The sequence below is a fragment of the Burkholderia sp. 9777_1386 genome, assembly GCF_015712265.1.
GTDB classification, from domain to species: Bacteria; Pseudomonadota; Gammaproteobacteria; order Burkholderiales; family Burkholderiaceae; genus Burkholderia; species Burkholderia cenocepacia.
In genome coordinates this window covers 1-18,035 of record NZ_JACCQB010000066.1, presented here as the reverse complement: position 1 = coordinate 18,035, position 18,035 = coordinate 1, and the positions used below count along the sequence as shown (strand labels likewise).

The window sequence follows — 18,035 nt, the reverse complement described above, 5'->3', positions numbered from 1 at the left end:
CTCACGACTTCATTCCCAAAACGCAAGACGTGCGCTGGCCAGCCGCGGCTGTTTCGATGCCGATATGGGACGTTTCCCAAGCCCGTAACCGGCCGCCCGGACGCATCGCTGCGCGGCCCAAGTTGATGACCATCCCGCATCACCCTGTTCGGAAATATCGTTTGCCGCCGGTGCACCGGGCCCACACAATCGGTGCGACGTCGAGGTGCAACGCACCCGGCGCGCCGCCGGCCGCCACCACGGCAGCCGGACGACCGACGAAGGCGACACGCACCACGGCCCGGCTCAGCGGGCCGGTTTCGCACCGCATCACCGCTGCCCGGCCCGCGAGCCGGCGACGCGTCGCGCTTCGTCACCGAAAAAACAATCCCGGAGACAGCGCCCAGCGCCCGCCATGCATTCAGATGCCCGCCCCGATTCGTCCCGCCCGTCCGGCTCGCCGCCCGCGAAGCCGTCCCTTCACCGCGCGTTGCAGGCCCGCCATCTACGGATGATCGCGATCGGCGGCTCGATCGGCACGGGCCTGTTCGTCGCATCCGGCGCATCGATCTCGCAGGCCGGCCCCGGCGGCGCAATGGTTGCGTACATGGTGATCGGCCTGATGGTCTATTTCCTGATGACGAGCCTCGGCGAAATGGCCGCGTTCATGCCGGTATCGGGCTCGTTCGCGACCTATGGCGCGAAGTTCGTCGACGAAGGCTTCGGCTTCGCGCTCGGCTGGAACTACTGGTACAGCTGGGCCGTGACGCTGGCGGTGGAGCTCGTCGCCGCGCAGCTCGTGATGCACTACTGGTTTCCGCACGTGCCGGGCGTGTGGTGGAGCGCACTGTTCCTCACGCTGATCTTCGCGCTCAACGCACTGTCGGTGCGCGGCTTCGGCGAAGCCGAATACTGGTTCGCGCTGATCAAGGTGCTGACCGTGCTCGCGTTCGTCGGCGTCGGCCTGCTGATGATCTTCGGGATCATGCAGGGCGGCCCGAGCGCCGGCTGGGGCAACTTCACGATCGGCGACGCGCCGTTCGTCGGCGGCTGGGCGACGATGCTCGGCGTCGCGATGATCGCGGGCTTCTCGTTCCAGGGCACCGAAATGATCGGCGTCGCGGCCGGCGAATCGGAAAATCCGCGTACGACGATTCCGCGCGCGGTGAGCCAGATCTTCTGGCGCATCCTGCTGTTCTACGTGTTCGCGATCGTCGTGATCGGCGTGCTGATTCCGTACACCGATCCGAGCCTGCTGAAGAGCGACGTGACCGACATCGGCGTGAGCCCGTTCACGCTGGTGTTCCGCCACGCGGGCCTCGCGTTCGCGGCCGGCGTGATGAACGCGGTGATCCTGACGGCCGTGCTGTCGGCCGGCAACTCGGGCATGTACGCATCGACGCGCATGCTCTACAACCTCGCGGTCGAAGGCCGCGCGCCGAAGCTGTTCGCGAAGCTGTCGCCCGGCGGCGTGCCGCGCAACGCGCTCTATGCGACCACCGCCGTCGGCGCGCTGTGTTTCCTCACGTCGCTGTACGGCGACAAGACCGTCTACCTGTGGCTGCTGAACACGTCGGGCATGGCCGGCTTCATCACGTGGCTCGGCATCGCGATCAGCCACTACCGGTTCCGCAAGGGTTTCCTGAAGCAGGGCTACCGGCTCGACCAGCTGCCGTACCGGTCGAAGTGGTTCCCGTTCGGCCCGCTGTTCGCGTTCGCGCTGTGCGCGGTCGTCGCGCTCGGCCAGGACTACCAGGCGTTCCTCGCCGACCAGATCGACTGGACCGGCGTCGCCGCGACCTACATCGGCCTGCCGTTCTTCCTCGCGATCTGGCTCGGCTACGCGCTCGTGCGCAAATGCCGGCTGGTGCGCTACGAGGACATGGAAATCGCGCCGTGGATCGAACGCAACACGACACGTGAAGCGACCGAAAAGGCCGATACCGGCTATCCGGCCTACGTCACCCGTCCGGCCAACCCGACGCCGGGCGCCTGACGCCCGGTCACGCGCCGGCCGCCGCTCCTGCGCGGCGGCCGCTGCGCTGAAAACCCCATTCGACGCGGCGCGCGCGTTCAGGCAAGATCGACGCGCGCCGTCCGCTTTTCCGCCGTCACGAATCACCGAAAACGCATGCAGAACTTCTACGAAGCCACCGTTACCCGCCAGCCCTATCCGCAACTGACCGGCACGATCGATACGCAGGTCTGCATCGTCGGCGGCGGCCTCGCCGGCCTGTGCACGGCGCTCGGCCTCGTCGAACGCGGCGTGCACGACGTCGTCGTGCTCGACAGCGAACGGGTCGGCTTCGGCGCGTCGGGCCGCAACGGCGGCTTCGTGTTCGGCGGCTACAGCCTCGACAACGCCGACCTGCTGCGCACGCTCGGCCGCGACGAAGGGCGCCGGCTGTACCGGCTCACCGTCGACGCGGTCGACCTGATCCGCGCGCGGATCGCCCGCTACGGGATCGACTGCGACATCGTCGACGAGGGCGTGATGCTCGCGAACTGGTTCGACGATCCGTCGCGGCTCGACGGTGTGCGCACGCTGATGAAGAACGAACTCGGCGTCGAATGGGAGCCCGTCGCGACCGGCGCGCTGCGCGAGCGGCTGAAGACGCAGCGCTATTACGGCGGCCTGTTCGAGCCGAACGCGTTCCACTTCCATCCGCTCAAGTACGTGCTCGGCGTCGCGGCGGCCGCCTCGCGCGGCGGCGCACGCGTGTACGAGCGCTCGGCCGCGCTGAACATCGCCCGCGACGGCGCCGGGTACGTCGTGCGCACGACGCAGGGCGCGGTGCGCGCGAAGGATGTCGTGTTCGCCGGCGGCGGCTACGCGCGCGGCGTGTCGCCGCGCATCGAGCGCGCGGTGCTGCCGATCGCGACCTACGTGATCGCGACCGAACCGCTCGGCGCGCGCCTGCCGGATGCGATCGACGCGCCGTACGCAATCTACGACACGCGCTTCGCGTTCGACTACTACCGTCCGCTGAAAGACACGCGGATCCTGTGGGGCGGCCGGATCTCGGTGCTCGACCGCGGCCCCGACGCGATCGCGCGCCTGCTGCGGCGCGACCTGCTGCGCGTATATCCGCAACTGGAAGGCGTGAAGGTCGACTACGCGTGGGGCGGGCTGATGAGCTACGCGCGGCACAAGATGCCGCAGATTGGCCGCGACGCGGACGGCGTGTGGCACGCGATCGCTTTCGGCGGCCACGGGATGGCGCCGACCACGGTGGCCGGCGAGACGCTCGCCGCCGCGCTGGCCGAAGGCCGGCCGGTGCCGGACGGCTTCGCCGCGTTCGGGCTCACGCGCACGTTCGGGCTGGCCGGACTCGCCGCCGCGCAGCTCGCGTATACGGCGTACCAGGCCCGCGACGCGCTCGCGTCCTGCCGCCGCTGAGCGCCCGCGACGGCCGAAACCACCGCGCCGGCGGCCTTGCCGATTAGAGCGGAAGGTCGGCCGGGCGGCCATTTCCCGCATGCTAGAATGCCTTTTCCAAGCCGCCGCGAACCACAATAAAGTCACATGAAAGCAGGAAGCAAGGCCGCCACGTCCGACACCCGCGCGCTTGCGTCCGATGCGCGGCGTAAATACGATCCCGAGCAAACCAAGCGCAACATCCTCGATGTCGCCACGCAGGAATTCTCTGCGATGGGCCTCGCCGGCGCGCGCGTCGACGCGATCGCCGAGCGCACCAACACGACGAAGCGGATGCTCTATTACTACTTCGACAGCAAGGAAGGCCTGTACGAGGCCGTGCTGGAGAAGGTGTACGGCGACATCCGCGCGCTCGAGCAGGAACTGCACGTCGGCGACATGGAGCCGCGCGAAGGCATGCGCCGTCTCGTCGAATTCACGTTCGACTACCACGACAAGCATCGCGATTTCGTGCGCCTCGTGTCGATCGAGAACATCCACGGCGCGAAATATCTCGAACAGCTCAAGTCGTTCAAGAACCGCAACGTCAGCATCATCAAGACGCTCGAGGAACTGGTCGAGCGCGGCGCGGCCAGCGGCGCGTTCCGCAAGGACATCGACGCGTTCGACCTGCACCTGCTGATCAGCTCGTTCTGCTTCCATCGCGTGTCGAACCGCTACACGTTCGGCGCCGCGTTCGGCCGCGATCCGTCGGCGCCGCGCCTGCGCGCGCGCCATCGCGACACGATCGCCGACGCGGTGCTCCGCTACGTCGCCGCGTAAGCGGCGCCAGCAGCCGGCCGGGGCGCGACTCGTTCGCGCCCTTTGCATTTCGGCGCGTCAGCCCATCAGTCCGTCGGCGCGGTCGACGCCAGCGCGATCCGCGCCTTCTGTTCCGGGCTGCCCGCCACGTAATACTTCTTCGCCCAGCTCGAATCGGGCGCAAGCGCGAGCCGCGCATGCGTACCCGCGCCCGTACCGTGCTGCTGCTTCGCGTGGATCGCCAGCGCGCGGGCGCGGTAGTGCTCGTAAAGCCGCAGGAATTCCGCGAGATAGATCGCCGCGATCCGCTTGTCGCGGATCTCGAGCAGGTTCTCGTCGTTGTACTGCTCGGAATTGCGGCTCATGTTCGCCGAGCCCGTATAGACGACCGGATTCGCGCCTTCCGCATCGATCACGATGAACTTGTGATGGATCACCACGGGCGGAAAGGCCGGCGCCGGTTCGCCCGGGAAAAGCCGCAACTCCGGCTCGAAACCTTGCGGCACGGTAGCCGGCGAGAAATACGACGCATCGATCACGTCGTGGTTGTCGCGGCTGCGGTGGTACAGCTCGAGGTTCGCGAGCGTGGCCGCATCGAGCGACTGGCCGGCCTGCTGCGCAGCGTCGGCCTTCGTTGCGCTGGCCGCGTTGATCCGGTTCACGAGGCCGAACATCATCAGTCCGCGATCGCCGGCCGCGAAGCACGCATCGCGCAGCGCCGCGTCGGTCGGCATGAACAGGCAGAACGACACCGAATGCTTCGCGGCCGCGATCGCGGCGACGATCGTATCGATCTCGGTACGCTGCCCCGCCGGCTCCGGCGAGTATGCGACGCGCACCTGCGCGCTGCCGATCGTCATCGGCGCCGACCAGCCCGGCGACAGTCGCGCGGTCTCCGCGATCGACGGATTCCCGGCCAGCGCGTGAGCGCGCTCGTTGTACAGCGCGGCGAGCGCGGGCGAGTCGAACGCGTGCAGCACGTTGGCCTGCTCGGTCAGCCCTTCGGTCGTGAAGTTCGCGGAACCGGTCAGCACGCGCGCGGGCGCCGGGTTCGACGGTGCATCGGTCACGATGAACTTGTCGTGCATGATGTGCGTCCGGTCGCGCGGCGCGAGCGTCACGAGGCCCTGCAGCGCATCGACGGCCGGCTGGTTCGGCGACGGCAGCGGCGGCTTGCCCTTGCGCGCCGTCGTGTGCGCGTCGTAGACGATCGCGAGCGACGCTGCGCCGTGCCGGCGGCCGAACGCGTCGAACGCGGGCAGCGCCCACAGCGAGTCGGTCAGGTGATAGACGGCCGACACCGCGCGCGACGCCGGATCGAGCATCTGCGCGAACACCTGCTCCATGTCGTTCGCGAGCCACGTGCGCAGTTTCAGCGCCTGCGCGGCGCTCGGCGCCTCGTTCGGCGCGAGCCCCAGCGCAGCAACCTGCTTCGCGAACGCCTGCGAGCTGACCACCGCGCGGTTGAACCACGTGCCGATGCCGTCCTCGATATGCGCGGGCAGCACGACGTCGCACACGCCGGCTTGCGCGTCGAGCACCTGCAGGTTCGCCGGCGTGCCGACGACCGGATAGACGTCGTAGCGGAACGACGCGTCGCGGTCCTGCGGATCGATGCGTGCATCCCACCACATGAATTTCTGGATCGGTGCCTGATCGGTCGGCGCATCGCCCTGCGTGTCGGCGGCCGGGCCGTCGAACGTCAGGCGGTTGGGCAGCCAGCTGTCCGGCGCACGCGTCTTGCCGTCGGCCGACCAGAAGCCCGGCGTGCGCCGGATCGCGAAGCCGAGGAAATCGGACCGCGACGCCGCATCGGGCCAGTCGAAAGCCAGCAGGACCAGGGTGGGGGAAAGATAGCTGCGCACGCTGACGGTCATTCGTTGCTCCCTGGCCTGACGGCCGGTCGAGGTGAATGAGTCAGTCTCGATGGCGGTTCTTCCCGCGCGATGACCGTTCGATGAACCTTGTATGTCGGACGCGCGTCAGTCGCACACGAGCAGTTCGATCCCGCGCGCCGTCAGCGCGCGGCGCACGGCCTTGTCGGGCGCGCGCTCGGTCACCAGATAGCGGGCGGCGGCCGCGCCGTTGATCCGCACCGGCGTCACGCGGCCGAATTTCGAATGGTCGGCGACGATGATCGCCGTGCCCGCCGCCGCGATCATCCGGCTGCGCACTTCGGCTGCGAGCCGCGAGTAATCGGTGCATTCGCCGTCGGGCGTGATGCCGCCGGCGCCGACGAACGCGAAATCGACGTGGTATTGCGCGAGCTGGTGGATCGTGTCGAGCCCGAAGGTGGCGTCCTCGTCGTCGGACAGCTCGCCGCCGAGCAGCGTCACGCGGTTGCCGTTGCGCCGCGCGAGCACGAACGCGGTACGCCAGTCGTTCGTGTAGATCGACAGCCGGTGCCGGCCGGCCAGCGCCAGCGCGACCGCATGCGGCGTGCTGCCCGAATCGATCAGCACCGATGCATCGTCGGGCACGAATTCGGCCGCGCGCCGCCCGATCGTGCGCTTCGCGTCGGCGTTCGCGGCCTCGCGCTCGGACAGGCTCGGCTCGCGGCGATCCGCGGCCAGCGCGCCGCCGTGCGTCATCACGAGCAGCCCGCGCGCGGCCAGCGCGTTCAGGTCGCGCCGCACGGTTTCGCGCGACACGTCGAGCGAACGCACGAGTTCCGCGACCGACAGCGCGCCCGACCGTCCGAGCTCCGACAGGATGTATTGATGACGTTGTTCCGCCAGCATCGCGTGTGCGCCCGAGGCGACTGGTAATGGGTAAGCCGGCCATTGTATTACGGACGTTTGACGACCATTTGACGACGCCGGGAAGCGCGGTCGGCGCGTTTCCCGAAAGCGAAATTCAGTATTGTCCGGCGCGCGCGAATCCGTGCGGCGGCGGGCGCTACACTTTGCGCTTCGCCGAACGACCAACCAAGGGGCTCGCGCCATGTATCGCAAAGGCAGTGTGATCGAAATCCAGTTTCCGCCGGAACGCCTCAACGACGCGGCGGGTGATCCGTACTGGATCGACCTGACGCTCGACGAAGCGCGCCGGCTCTACGAACAGCTCGCCGCGCGCTTCGCGACCGACGCGCGCGCCAACCAGCCGCTCGACACGTTCTCGATCGACTGATCGTCGCCGCTGCGCGCCCCTCCGCGCAGCGGCGTGCGGGGCACGCATCCCCACGGCACCACACATCCGGCGCGCGCTGACCGCCGGCACGATCACGCATCGCGTGGCACGAGTGCAGGATTCGACAAGACGCCGGCACCGCTTCGTCCGATACTGGCCGACTTTCCGGTTCTGTCCGGCCGCCTCGCGGCCCGTCACGCATGCTTACCTCGATCGTCGCCGCCGCCTTCGTCGCGCTCTGGTCCACCGGCTTCATCGTTGCCCGGGCAATCAAGCCTTACGCCGACCCGAACCTGTTCCTGCTCGCGCGCTTCGCGGGCACGGCCGCGTTGTTCGGCGTGGTCGCGCTCGTCGCGCGCGCGCCGTGGCCGGCCCGCCGCGAATGGCCGCGCCACCTGATCGCCGGCGCGCTGCTGCAAGGCGTCTATCTCGGCGCGAGCTACTGGGCCGTCGCGCAAGGGTTGAATGCGGGCGTGATGGCGCTGCTTGGCGCGCTGCAGCCGCTCGCCACCGCCGTGCTCGCGGTCCCGCTGTTCAACGAACGCCTGCCCGCGCGCGGCTGGCTCGGCATGGCGCTCGGGCTGGCCGGCGTCGCGCTCGTGCTCGCGCCGAAGGTCACGGGCGGCGTCGCACCGCCGCCGGGCGCCGCGCCGGCGTGGCTCGTCGTCGCCGTGTCGGTCCTCGCGGTCGGGTCGATCACCGCCGGCTCGCTGTACCAGAAAGGCAAGCTCGCGCAGAGCGACCTGCGCACCGCGGTAGCCGTGCAGAATTTCGGCGCGGCGATCGTCGCGGCCGTGTTCGTCCTGCTGCTCCATGAAACCCGCTGGATCGACGCGCCGGCGCTGTGGGTGTCGCTCGTGTGGGGCGTCGTGTTCCTGTCCGGCGGCGCGGTCACGATGCTGATGTGGATGCTGCGGCGCGGCAATGCGGCACGCGCGACGTCGCTGCTGTTTCTCGCGCCACCGCTGGCCGCGCTGCAGGGTTACGGGCTGTTCGGCGAAACGCTCGCCGCGATCCAGCTCGCCGGCTTCGCGCTCGCGCTGGTGGGCGTCGTGCTCGCGCGGCGCTGACGCCGCCCCCGGGCGCCTGCCCGGCCGCCCTTCGCGCGGCATCCTGCCCCCGCCCGGCGCACCGTGCACCACGGCGATGCGCCGCGTCTCGTCGATGCAACGCAAAACCGCCGGATCGCCGGCCCGGCGCGGCGGCACGCCGCGATTGCGCTTATGATGGGCGCCTTGCATTTCGTTCCGGAACTTCCTTCATGACATCCGCCGATTACGCCAGCCGCCAACGCGCGATCATTGCCGAACTGAACGTCGCCCCGCACTTCGACGCCGAAGCCGAAATCGACCGCCGCATCGATTTCCTCGCGCAGTACCTTCGTTCGACCGGCCTGCGGACCTACGTGCTCGGCATCAGCGGCGGCGTCGATTCGTCGACGGCCGGCCGGCTCGCGCAACTGTCGGTCGAGCGCCTGCGCGCCGACGGCTACGATGCGCACTTCATCGCGATGCGCTTGCCGAACGGCGTGCAGAACGACGAAGAGGATGCACAGCGCGCGCTGGCATTCGTGCGCGCGGACGAGGTATTGACGGTCGACGTGAAGCCGGCCGCCGATGCGATGCTCCGTTCGCTGGTCGCCTCCGGCCACGCGTTCGACACCCCGGCGCAACAGGATTTCGTGCACGGCAACATCAAGGCGCGCGAGCGCATGATCGCGCAGTACGCGGTGGCCGGCGCACGGCGCGGCATCGTGATCGGCACCGATCACGCGGCCGAATCGCTGATGGGTTTCTTCACGAAGTTCGGCGACGGCGGCGCGGACATCCTGCCGCTCGCGGGCCTGAACAAGCGCCGCGTGCGCGGGGTGGCGCGCGCGCTCGGCGGCGAGGAGCTGATCGTGATGAAGGTGCCGACGGCCGACCTCGAGGAACTGCGCCCGCTGCGCCCGGACGAGCACGCGTATGGCGTGACCTACGACGAGATCGACGATTTCCTCGAAGGCAAGCCGGTCGCCGACCGCGTCTACGAAACGGTGCTGCGCTTCTACGACGGCTCGCGCCACAAGCGCGCGCTGCCGTATACGATGTTCGACTGGCCGGCCGCGTAAGCCGGCCCCCGGCTACCGACATACCGCCGCGCGCACCGTCACGGCCGCGCGCGGCACGCTCGGGACGGGCAACGCTACGCGTGCCCACCCGTCTTCTTCGCCTGCAGTGCACGAATCCGCATCCGCGCGCCCGTATCGCTGACCGTCGCGTCGTACATCGTCGCGAGATCGCGCTTGAGCGCGGTGCGCGAGCCACCGTCGAGATACACCATGTGCCCCGACGGATAGAACCGCGCGGACAGGTTCTGCCGCACCTTCTGGTCCTCCAGCGGCATCTGCTGCAGATCGATCACGGTCTGGTAGAACGGCGTGACGAAATCGTAGAAGCCGTTCGCCGACAGCACCTTCAGGTCGACGTTCAACGCCATCACCGCGGCGAGGTCGCCGGCCGTGTAGAGGATCACGTTCCCCTGCGCATCGATGCCCTGCTGCGCGCCGGTCGGGTCGATGTGGCTGAAATCCCAGTTCTGGAACGCCTGGTCGTTCAGGTCCGTGAACGCGGAATTCGACGTGAACTTCAGCTGCTCGTTCAGGTAGCTGTTCCACATCGCCGTATAGACGCCCGTCACGGCCGTCATCGTCGGATCGTTGCCGCCCGAATTCGGGTCGATCTTGCCGGCGATACCCGACGAGATCCCGGTCACGCGACCGTCGTACGAACCGAGCGCGAGCCCCTGCGCATGCAGCAGCGTCGTCAGGAACAGCGAATTGCCGCGCGCGTCGTAGCCGGCGATATTCAGCCCCCACGACTGCAGCGTCGCCGTATCGATGCCCGTGTATTGCGACAGTTTCTGCACGGTGGCCGGGTTCGCATGCGGCACCGCGCGCAGCGCGCTCAGGTAGTCGGTGCGCGCGAACTGCGCGACCTCCTCGACGAACGCGCCGAGATCGCTCGGCGGCGGCTTGATGCCGAGTTTCTTGTGATACCACGCATCGGCCGCGGCGGTCGGCAGCGTACCGACCGGGTTGCCGGCCTGCCGGTAGTCGAGGATCGACGATTGCAGCGTGACGCCGTTCAGGTCGACGCCGTCCTCGTGCAGCTTGTACGCGAGCACGCAGCTGCGCGCGGTGCCGTACGATTCGCCGAACAGGTATTTCGGCGAATTCCAGCGGTTGTTCTTCGTCAGGTAGCGCTTGATGAACTGCTTCAGCGAATTCGCATCCTGGTCGACGCCCCAGAAGTCGCGGTTCTTGTTCGGCGCGACGGCCGCCGAATAGCCGGTGCCGACCGGGTTGATGAACACCAGGTCGCTGTGGTCGATCATGCTGTCCGGGTTGTCTTCGATCTGGTACGGCGCGGGCGGCGTGAAACCCGGCATCGACGTCTTGATGCGCTTCGGCGCGAACGAGCCGAGCAGCACGAACACCGACGACGAACCGGGCCCGCCGTTGTAGAAGAACGTCACGGGCCGCGTTTCCTCCTTCGCGCCGTCGGCCGTGAACGCGACGTAGAAAATCTTCGCGGCCGGCTGCGAACTGCTCGGATCGACGGTCACGAGATGGCCGACCGTCGCCGTGTACGCGATGCGTTTCCCGTCGATCAGGATCGTGTGGTGCGTGATCGCGGCCGCCTCGGTCGTGTCGGTCACCGAATCGTCCGGGCCGTTGCCGTACGCGACCGGGTCGAAGAACGGCTGGTCGCGGCCGTGGCTCAGCGCGACCGGGTTGATGGTCGGCGGCACGCCATGCGAATTGTGGTCGCCGTGATGCAGCGGATACACGCCGCCGGAAGATGCGGAATCGATGCCCATCGTGCTGCTCCTGGAGGTGAAAAAAGACGCGGGCAGACCACCCGCGTCGAACGGAAAGGCGTGCGCCGGCGCGTCAGCTCGACGGCTTGCGCGCGAGGATCGTGGCGAGCTGCGCGCCGTTCGGGCTGCCGAGGCCCGTGCACGCGTCCCAGCCCGACGCGGCCGCATAGGTGCCGTTCGATCCTTTCGTGATGTCGCGCAGCGCGCCCGGATGCTTGTACAGCACCGGATTGATCCAGCCGGCCGACGCGCCGGCCGCCGCATTGATCCGCGCGATCAGCGCGGCCCACAGTGGCGCGACCGCGCTCGTGCCGCCCATCACCGCGGGCGTGCCGGCCACCGACACTTCGTAGCCCGTCTGCGGCGACGCGTCGCCGGCCACGTCCGGCACGCCGCGCTTCGCGAGCGGCGTGCTGCTGCCGTCGGCGCGCGCGACCTTCAGCCCCTGCTGCCACGCCGGCAGGTCGAACAGCGCACTGACGCCGCCGCCACCCGCGCCGCCGCCCGACGCCTCGTCGTTCCACGTGACCTCGCTGCGAATGCCCTGCCCGGGCAGCGCGTCGAGCTGCGTGCCGCCGCAGCCGAGCACGTACGGGCTCGACGCGGGGAAGTCGACGTGATCGGCGCCATCCTGCAACCCGTCGCCCGAGCCGCTGTCGCCGGACGCCGCGCAGACGGTGATGCCCTGCGCGGCGGCCGCCTGCAGCACGCGGTTGAACGCGTGTGCGGACTGCGCCTGCCAGATCGCTTCCGGGCCGCCCCAGCTGATCGAGATCACGGACGGCTGGTTCGTCTTGTCGGTCACGGCCGCGTTGACGGCCTGGATGAAGCCTGCGTCGCTGTTCGGCGCGAAGTAGACGGCGATCTTCGCGGCCGGTGCGATCGCGCCGGCGATTTCGATGTCGAGCGCGACTTCGCCGTCCGGGCCGTTCGGCTCGCCGGTCGGCGCATTGCGGCCGGTGCCGACGTTCACGTCGACGAGCTTGGGCGGTGTCGTGATGCCGAGCCCGCGGAAATACTGCTGGATGTCGGCCGCGCGATAGCCGCCGCCGAGCTCGATGATCGCGATGCATTGCCCCGCGCCGTCGCCGGCCGGAAAGTCGTACAGCGACGCAAGCTGGATCGGCGTGAACGTGACGGCCGCCGCGCCGCGCGCCGGCTTGAACGGCGGACGGAAGCGGAAGTGCGGCCGCGCCTGCGGGCGACTGTCGAGGCCGAGCACGGCCGTCACCGCATCGCCGAGCTCGTCGGGCAGCGCGATCGGGCCCGAGCGGCCGCGGTACTGGCCGATCGAACGATGCTCGAAACGCTCGAGCTTCACGCTGAACGCGGTTTCGAACTGCCGGATCGTGCCGGACAGCACGACGACGCTTTCGACCGGATCGACGCGATCGACCGTCAACTGGTGACGTCGCGCGAACGCCTCGGTCTTGCGGATGTCGTCGGGATTGGCGGAGAAACGCTGCGCGAAAGCGTCGCGCGACACCGGTTTTGCGCGGGCGTCGCCGGTGGCGAGCTGGTGAACCAATGCATCGAGTTGCCCTTCTTCCTGCCGCCGCAACATGATCGTGACGTGAATGCGTTCTGCCGGATCGCACTGGCCGAGGCACTTGGACTCGGCCACGATGCGGGGCTCACGGTCGGCTTGAAGATGCCTTGCCATGTTCAGACCCTCCTTGGTACCGCGTTGCACGGAACAGCCAGGAAATCGGACATAGCCTGCGGAAGACGGTTCCGTTCGGTCAGTCGGTTCGCGACAGCGCGTGTGCGACCGCGCGAAGTTAAAGGAAGTTTAGAACAGTCAGACGATTTGCGCGCACGCCCTGCTGCGGCAAGGCATGCGCGCGAAGGCCGGCATTGCGCGCGGCCTGCATCGATCCCTCACGGCGCGCCGCAGGGCCGATCGGCCCGCGCGGCGACCATGCCGCGACGACGCTCAGTCCATCGACAGCCGCAGCGCGAACCCGATCAGCGCCGCGGAAAAGGTCCAGCGCTGCACCGTCTGCGCGAGCGGATGCGCACGCATCCACGCCGCGATGCGCGACGCGCCGAACACGCACGCGAGGTCGAAGCACACGCCGGCCGCCACCAGCAGCGCGCCGAGCTCGAACATCTGCCAGACGACCGGCCCGGCCTCGGGCCGCACGAACTGCGGCAGCAGCACCGAGCAGAACAGCAGCGCCTTCGGGTTCAGCAGGTTGGTCAGCAGCCCCTTCACGAACGACTGCCGCAACTCGCCCGCCGCCGCGTCGCCGTCGCCGAGCGCGAACACCGGCGAGCGGAACACCTGGATCGCGACATACGCGAGATAGAGCGCGCCGCCGTAGCGAATCACTTCGTACAGCCACGGCGCGCTACGGATCAGCGCCGCGACGCCGCACGCCGACAGCGTCACGTGCGCGGTGCGCGCGAGCGACAGGCCGGCTGCCGCCGCCATCCCCGGCCGCACGCCGCGGCCGATGCTGGTCTGCAGCACGAGCGCCATGTCGGGCCCCGGCACCGCATAAATGGCCGCCAGCGCGGCGAGATAAATCAACAGCAAATGCGTGGAAATCATGGTCCGCCCCCGTCCTCCAATGACGATATGTTGCCGCTGAAGGAGGAGGGATTATTGGCCATCTTTGGCTGAGGCTTGGCGATTCGTGGTGGAATCCGCCACAATCCCCCTATCAGAACAAGGATTCCGCCAACATGATCGACCTCGACAAAACCGACCGCGCGATCCTCGCTGCGGTGCAACGCGACGGCCGGCTGCCGATCGCACGGCTCGCCGAATCCGTGGGCCTGTCCGAGACGCCTTGCGCCCGGCGCCTCAAACGTCTCGAAAACGACGGCTACATCGAGCGCTATCGTGCGCAGCTGTCACGCCAGGCGCTCGGCTTCGGCGTGGTCGCGTTCGTGCTCGTGCGGTTCGCGACGCACGACCGCAAGGTCGCCGACCGGTTCGAACGGGAAGTGCTCGGCATCGAGCGGATTCTCGCGTGCCACAACGTCGCGGGCACGGCCGATTACCTGCTGCAGGTGGTCGCGCGCGACCTCGACGACTACGGCACGTTCCTGCGCGATTCGCTGCGGATGCTGCCGGGCGTGACGTCGATCGAATCCGCGCTGTCGCTGCGCGAGGTGAAGCACGACGCGGGTTTGCCGGTGCCGTGATGCGCGCCGGGCCGGCCAGCCCGGCCGGCCGCAACGCTCGTTCACATTGCCGGCTGCGCCGGTGTCATGCGACGTCCGGCGCTTGATGCGCGCGCTCGAGATCCTCGAGGAACGCCTCCACGAGCGGATTCCCGCGCCCGTTGCGCGCGACGACCATGTGGAACGTCACGTCGTAGCGCAGTTGCTCCGGATTGAGCGGCGCGAGCAGCCCCTGCGCGACGTACGGCGCCGCGAAATGCTGCGGCAGGTAGCCGAGATGGTGGCCGGACAGGATCAGCAGCGCGACGGCCTCCATGTTGTCGGCGGTCGCGGTCACGCGGTCGGGCGTCGTCGACAGTTGCGCCTCGGGCAGCGGATACGAGCGCCACGCCCATTCGAAGCCCGCGACGTCGGCCGGCGTCAGCGTGCCCGCGCCGTCGAACAGCGGATGGCCGCGGCCGCAATACGCGACCTGACGCTCGATGAACAGCGGCGTGTAATGCAGCGACGGCACGCGGTGCCAGAAATAGCCGACCGCGATCTGGATCTCGTCGCTCAGCAGCTTCTCCTCGAGATCGCCGGGGGCGCGCACCGAAATCGAGAAGCGCACGGCCTCATCGCGCGTGCGGAACGCGGCGATCGCCTCGGCGATCCGCGCATTCTGGCTCACCGGCGTATGGCCGATCAGGCCGATGTTCAGCGTGCCGACCAGCTGGCGGTCCATGTGCCGCGCGGCCATCCCGAATTCGTCGAGCGCCGCGAGCAGCTTGCGGCTCATCGCGTGGAACCGCTCGCCCTTCGGCGTGAGCCGGAAGCCGCTGCGGCCGCGTTCGCAGAGCCGGTAGCCGAGCCGCGTCTCGAGCGACGACAGTTGCGCGCTGATCGTCGACTGGCCGACGTTCAGCACCGCCTGCGCGGCCGACACGCCGCCCGCGTCCGTGACCGCGAGAAACACGCGGATCAACCGCAGATCGAGGGTCGACAGATTCCCCAGCACGTTCATCCCCTTCCATACATCGATGAGAATCGATGTTTACGTCGATATCTTCGCATTCTTCTTTCCCGGCGGAGCGCGTAAAACTGTGCGCCAAGCCGCGTCGCATGATACGGCAACCCCACACTGGAAGAGACGCCCCCATGAACGACCACACCCATTTCCAGCCGCTCGGCGGCAATGAAATGCCGCGCTGCGGCGGCATCGCGACGATGATGCGCCTGCCGCACGTGGCGAGCGCCGAAGGCCTCGACGCCTGTTTCGTCGGCGTGCCGTTCGACCTCGGCACGTCCAACCGCACCGGCGCGCGCTTCGGCCCGCGCCAGATCCGCACCGAATCCGTGCTGCTGCGCCCGTACAACATGGCCACCCGCGCAGCACCCTTCGATTCGCTGCAGATCGCCGACATCGGCGACGTCGCGATCAATCCGTACAACCTGCACGATTCGATCGCCCGCATCGAGGCCGCGTACGACGCGATTCTCGAGCACGACTGCAAGCCGATCACGCTCGGCGGCGACCATACGATCGCGCTGCCGATCCTGCGCGCGATCCACCGCAAGCACGGCAAGGTTGCATTGATTCACGTCGATGCACACGCCGACGTGAACGATACGATGATGGGTGAAAAGATCGCGCACGGCACGCCGTTCCGTCGCGCGGTCGAGGAAGGCCTGCTGCACGGCGACAAGGTCACGCAGATCGGCCTGCGCGGCACCGGCTACGCGGCCGAGGATTTCGACTGGTGCCGCGAGCAGGGCTTCCGCGTCGTCCAGGCCGAGGAATGCTGGAACAAGTCGCTCGCGCCGCTGATGGAAGAAGTGCGCGCGCGCATCGGCGACACGCCCGTCTACATCAGTTTCGACATCGACGGCATCGACCCCGCCTACGCGCCGGGCACCGGCACGCCGGAAATCGCGGGCCTCACGGTGCCGCAGGCGCTCGAGATCATCCGCGGCGCGAAGGGGCTGAACATCGTCGGCTGCGATCTCGTCGAAGTCGCGCCGCCGTACGACCCGTTCGGCACCACGGCGCTGCTCGGCGCGAACCTCGCGTACGAGCTGCTGTGCGTGCTGCCGGGCGTCGCGTACCGCGACTGATCCCCGCACCGCCATCTATTCCAAATCAGAGGATTCCAGAGGAGCACACACAAAGATGGGGACTTCCGTCAAGCAACCGAAGCGGGCAGCGCTCGCTTCGTTCGTCGGCACCACGATCGAGTGGTACGACTTCTATAGTTACGCGACCGCCGCCGCCATCGTATTCGGGCCGCTGTTCTTTCCCGGCGAAAACCGCTTCATCAGCCTGCTCGCGTCGTTCGGCTCGTTCGCGGTCGGCTTCTTCGCGCGGCCGCTCGGCGGCGTGCTGTTCGGCTATCTCGGCGACCGCTTCGGCCGCAAGCGGTCGCTGCTCGCGACGCTGATGCTGATGGCCGTGTCGACGGTCGCGATCGGCCTGCTGCCGACCCACGCGCAAGCCGGCGTGGTCGCACCGATCCTGCTCGTGCTGATGCGCGTGCTGCAAGGCATCGCGGTCGGCGGCGAATGGGGCGGCGCGGTCCTGCTGGCCGGCGAGCACGCGCCGGAAGGCAAGCGTACGTTCTTCGCGTCGTTCGCGCAGCTCGGCAGCGCGAGCGGCCTGATCCTGTCGATGCTCGCGTTCGGCGCGATCAGCACGCTGTCGAAGGACGACATGATGAGCTGGGGCTGGCGCGTGCCGTTCCTCGCGAGCGCCGTGCTGCTGGTCGTCGGCTTCGTGATCCGCGCGAGCGTGTCCGAGTCGCCCGAGTTCGAGGAAGTCAGGAAGAGCGGCAACACCGCGCGGAACCCGGTGCGCGAAGCGCTCAAGTACTGGCCGCTGCTGCTGCTCGCGATCGGCGCGAACGTGTACGGGATCGCCGGCGTGTATTTCAGCAACATCTTCATGATCAGTTATGCGACGCAGTTCCTGTCGCTCGACCGGTCGATGGTGCTGCATTGCATGACGATCGTCGCGGTGCTGCAGTTCGTCGTGCAGCTCGCGGCCGCGTTCCTCGCGCAACGCTTCGGCACCACGCGCGTGCTGCTGATCACCGGCGCCTGGGCGATGATCGTCCCGTTCGTGATGCTGCCGCTCGTGCACCTCGGCACGCCGGTGTCGATCACGGTCGGCGTCGGCCTCGCGACGCTCGCGGAATCGGGCTACTACTCGGTGGTCGCGGGCTTCGTCAGCGGCATCTTCGTCGCGCGGATCCGCTATACGGCGATCTCGATCGCGTACCAGGTGTGCGGCGCGCTCGCCGGCGGCCTCACGCCGCTGGTGGCGACCGTCATCGCGCAGAACACCACGCCGCACTGGTGGCCGCTCGCGATCCAGTACGCGAGTGCCGCCGTGCTGTCGTCGCTGTGCGTGTGGCTGATCTCGCGCCGGGTCAGCATCGACGATGCGGGTGCACCCGGCAAGACGGACGAGGTGCTGCCGCGCGGCACGCGCACCGCGTAACGCCCGGCGCATCGCGCAAATGCACGCATGACGAAAGCGGCCCGCTTCTGTGAACTGCACCCCAAAAGTTGGACTAGATCCAACCTTTGGGGTGTTTTTCATGACGAAGTACGACGAACGTTTTCGGCGTCGAGTGGTTCAGGCGTACCTGGCTGGAGAGGCCGGCACCAAGACACTTGCTCACCGTTACGGAGTGGGCAGGACGATGGTGCGACGTTGGGTGGCGAGCTATCGCGAGCATGGTGAACAGGGGCTGCGCAAGAAGCACAGCCACTA

The 18,035-nt window shown here is 68.3% G+C and carries 16 protein-coding genes; 10 read left to right on the top strand and 6 right to left on the bottom strand.

What is annotated here, in order from left to right; translation table 11 throughout:
• The first annotated feature begins 394 nt into the window (after positions 1 to 394).
• The 3 genes from H0X91_RS30835 (at position 395) to H0X91_RS30825 (ending at position 4,180) form a co-directional block, all read left to right on the top strand.
• Positions 395 to 1,975, top strand: coding sequence for an amino acid permease (locus tag H0X91_RS30835; protein WP_059720893.1), 1,581 nt, complete (start codon positions 395 to 397; stop codon positions 1,973 to 1,975).
• A gap of 135 nt (positions 1,976 to 2,110) precedes the next feature.
• Complete coding sequence (locus tag H0X91_RS30830) at positions 2,111 to 3,379, top strand: NAD(P)/FAD-dependent oxidoreductase (RefSeq protein WP_196433619.1); 1,269 nt, start codon at positions 2,111 to 2,113, stop codon at positions 3,377 to 3,379.
• Positions 3,380 to 3,505: 126 nt separating this feature from the next.
• Positions 3,506 to 4,180 carry a TetR family transcriptional regulator gene (locus H0X91_RS30825; protein ID WP_006491110.1) on the top strand — a complete coding sequence of 225 codons (675 nt, stop codon included), beginning with the start codon at positions 3,506 to 3,508 and terminating at the stop codon, positions 4,178 to 4,180.
• Positions 4,181 to 4,245: 65 nt separating this feature from the next.
• Here H0X91_RS30825 and H0X91_RS30820 read toward each other — a convergent pair whose 3' ends face one another.
• Together H0X91_RS30820 and H0X91_RS30815 are read right to left on the bottom strand one after the other, a co-directional pair.
• Entirely contained in the window at positions 4,246 to 6,036 is a 1,791-nt protein-coding gene (locus tag H0X91_RS30820) for a phospholipase D-like domain-containing protein (protein ID WP_084751830.1), read from the bottom strand.
• 105 nt (positions 6,037 to 6,141) lie between these two features.
• A complete protein-coding gene (locus tag H0X91_RS30815) occupies positions 6,142 to 6,900 on the bottom strand; it encodes a DeoR/GlpR family DNA-binding transcription regulator (protein WP_060210952.1) in 759 nt (252 codons plus the stop codon).
• A gap of 202 nt (positions 6,901 to 7,102) precedes the next feature.
• Between H0X91_RS30815 and H0X91_RS30810 the strand changes: the two genes are divergently transcribed.
• The 3 genes from H0X91_RS30810 to nadE all read left to right on the top strand — a co-directional run bounded on the left by H0X91_RS30810 (position 7,103) and on the right by nadE (position 9,398).
• Entirely contained in the window at positions 7,103 to 7,288 is a 186-nt protein-coding gene (locus H0X91_RS30810) for a hypothetical protein (RefSeq protein ID WP_006480515.1), read from the top strand.
• A 200-nt stretch (positions 7,289 to 7,488) separates the two neighbouring features.
• A complete protein-coding gene (locus H0X91_RS30805; protein ID WP_006491114.1) occupies positions 7,489 to 8,358 on the top strand; it encodes a DMT family transporter in 870 nt (289 codons plus the stop codon).
• Between the two features lie 191 nt (positions 8,359 to 8,549).
• Positions 8,550 to 9,398: an ammonia-dependent NAD(+) synthetase gene (gene nadE, locus H0X91_RS30800; protein ID WP_196433618.1), complete on the top strand. Its 849-nt coding sequence runs from the start codon at positions 8,550 to 8,552 to the stop codon at positions 9,396 to 9,398.
• A 74-nt stretch (positions 9,399 to 9,472) separates the two neighbouring features.
• Here the strand turns inward: nadE and H0X91_RS30795 are convergent, their stop codons facing one another.
• The 3 genes from H0X91_RS30795 to H0X91_RS30785 form a co-directional block, all read right to left on the bottom strand.
• The gene (locus tag H0X91_RS30795) at positions 9,473 to 11,149 is read right to left on the bottom strand and encodes a S10 family peptidase (RefSeq protein ID WP_006483848.1); all 1,677 of its coding nucleotides are present in this window, start codon (positions 11,147 to 11,149) and stop codon (positions 9,473 to 9,475) included.
• A 73-nt stretch (positions 11,150 to 11,222) separates the two neighbouring features.
• The gene (locus H0X91_RS30790; RefSeq protein WP_048987877.1) at positions 11,223 to 12,812 is read right to left on the bottom strand and encodes a S53 family peptidase; all 1,590 of its coding nucleotides are present in this window, start codon (positions 12,810 to 12,812) and stop codon (positions 11,223 to 11,225) included.
• A 273-nt stretch (positions 12,813 to 13,085) separates the two neighbouring features.
• Positions 13,086 to 13,706, bottom strand: coding sequence for a LysE family translocator (locus H0X91_RS30785; protein ID WP_006488495.1), 621 nt, complete (start codon positions 13,704 to 13,706; stop codon positions 13,086 to 13,088).
• Positions 13,707 to 13,840: 134 nt separating this feature from the next.
• Here H0X91_RS30785 and H0X91_RS30780 point away from each other — a divergent pair, with 134 nt between their 5' ends.
• Complete coding sequence (locus H0X91_RS30780) at positions 13,841 to 14,305, top strand: Lrp/AsnC family transcriptional regulator (RefSeq protein WP_006488501.1); 465 nt, start codon at positions 13,841 to 13,843, stop codon at positions 14,303 to 14,305.
• A 64-nt stretch (positions 14,306 to 14,369) separates the two neighbouring features.
• On the opposite strand, the gene H0X91_RS30775 is transcribed toward H0X91_RS30780, so the two are convergent.
• On the bottom strand, positions 14,370 to 15,281 hold the full coding sequence (locus H0X91_RS30775; RefSeq protein WP_034203465.1) for a LysR family transcriptional regulator: 912 nt from the start codon (positions 15,279 to 15,281) through the stop codon (positions 14,370 to 14,372).
• A 140-nt stretch (positions 15,282 to 15,421) separates the two neighbouring features.
• Here H0X91_RS30775 and speB point away from each other — a divergent pair, with 140 nt between their 5' ends.
• From speB to H0X91_RS30760, 3 genes are all read left to right on the top strand, one after another.
• Positions 15,422 to 16,378 carry an agmatinase gene (gene speB, locus H0X91_RS30770; RefSeq protein ID WP_006495120.1) on the top strand — a complete coding sequence of 319 codons (957 nt, stop codon included), beginning with the start codon at positions 15,422 to 15,424 and terminating at the stop codon, positions 16,376 to 16,378.
• Between the two features lie 55 nt (positions 16,379 to 16,433).
• Positions 16,434 to 17,759 (top strand): MFS transporter, encoded by a 1,326-nt coding sequence (locus tag H0X91_RS30765; protein WP_006495119.1) that lies wholly within the window; start codon positions 16,434 to 16,436, stop codon positions 17,757 to 17,759.
• Between the two features lie 100 nt (positions 17,760 to 17,859).
• A partial coding sequence (locus H0X91_RS30760; protein WP_196432814.1) for a helix-turn-helix domain-containing protein occupies positions 17,860 to 18,035 on the top strand: 176 nt, incomplete at its 3' end.

Coding starts and splice junctions, on each gene's coding strand:
- H0X91_RS30835 (WP_059720893.1), top strand. CDS start 395: ATGCATTCAGATGCCCGCCCCGATTCGTCCCGCCCGTCCGGCTCGCCG.
- H0X91_RS30830 (WP_196433619.1), top strand. CDS start 2,111: ATGCAGAACTTCTACGAAGCCACCGTTACCCGCCAGCCCTATCCGCAA.
- H0X91_RS30825 (WP_006491110.1), top strand. CDS start 3,506: ATGAAAGCAGGAAGCAAGGCCGCCACGTCCGACACCCGCGCGCTTGCG.
- H0X91_RS30820 (WP_084751830.1), bottom strand. CDS start 6,036: ATGACCGTCAGCGTGCGCAGCTATCTTTCCCCCACCCTGGTCCTGCTG.
- H0X91_RS30815 (WP_060210952.1), bottom strand. CDS start 6,900: ATGCTGGCGGAACAACGTCATCAATACATCCTGTCGGAGCTCGGACGG.
- H0X91_RS30810 (WP_006480515.1), top strand. CDS start 7,103: ATGTATCGCAAAGGCAGTGTGATCGAAATCCAGTTTCCGCCGGAACGC.
- H0X91_RS30805 (WP_006491114.1), top strand. CDS start 7,489: ATGCTTACCTCGATCGTCGCCGCCGCCTTCGTCGCGCTCTGGTCCACC.
- nadE (WP_196433618.1), top strand. CDS start 8,550: ATGACATCCGCCGATTACGCCAGCCGCCAACGCGCGATCATTGCCGAA.
- H0X91_RS30795 (WP_006483848.1), bottom strand. CDS start 11,149: ATGGGCATCGATTCCGCATCTTCCGGCGGCGTGTATCCGCTGCATCAC.
- H0X91_RS30790 (WP_048987877.1), bottom strand. CDS start 12,812: ATGGCAAGGCATCTTCAAGCCGACCGTGAGCCCCGCATCGTGGCCGAG.
- H0X91_RS30785 (WP_006488495.1), bottom strand. CDS start 13,706: ATGATTTCCACGCATTTGCTGTTGATTTATCTCGCCGCGCTGGCGGCC.
- H0X91_RS30780 (WP_006488501.1), top strand. CDS start 13,841: ATGATCGACCTCGACAAAACCGACCGCGCGATCCTCGCTGCGGTGCAA.
- speB (WP_006495120.1), top strand. CDS start 15,422: ATGAACGACCACACCCATTTCCAGCCGCTCGGCGGCAATGAAATGCCG.
- H0X91_RS30765 (WP_006495119.1), top strand. CDS start 16,434: ATGGGGACTTCCGTCAAGCAACCGAAGCGGGCAGCGCTCGCTTCGTTC.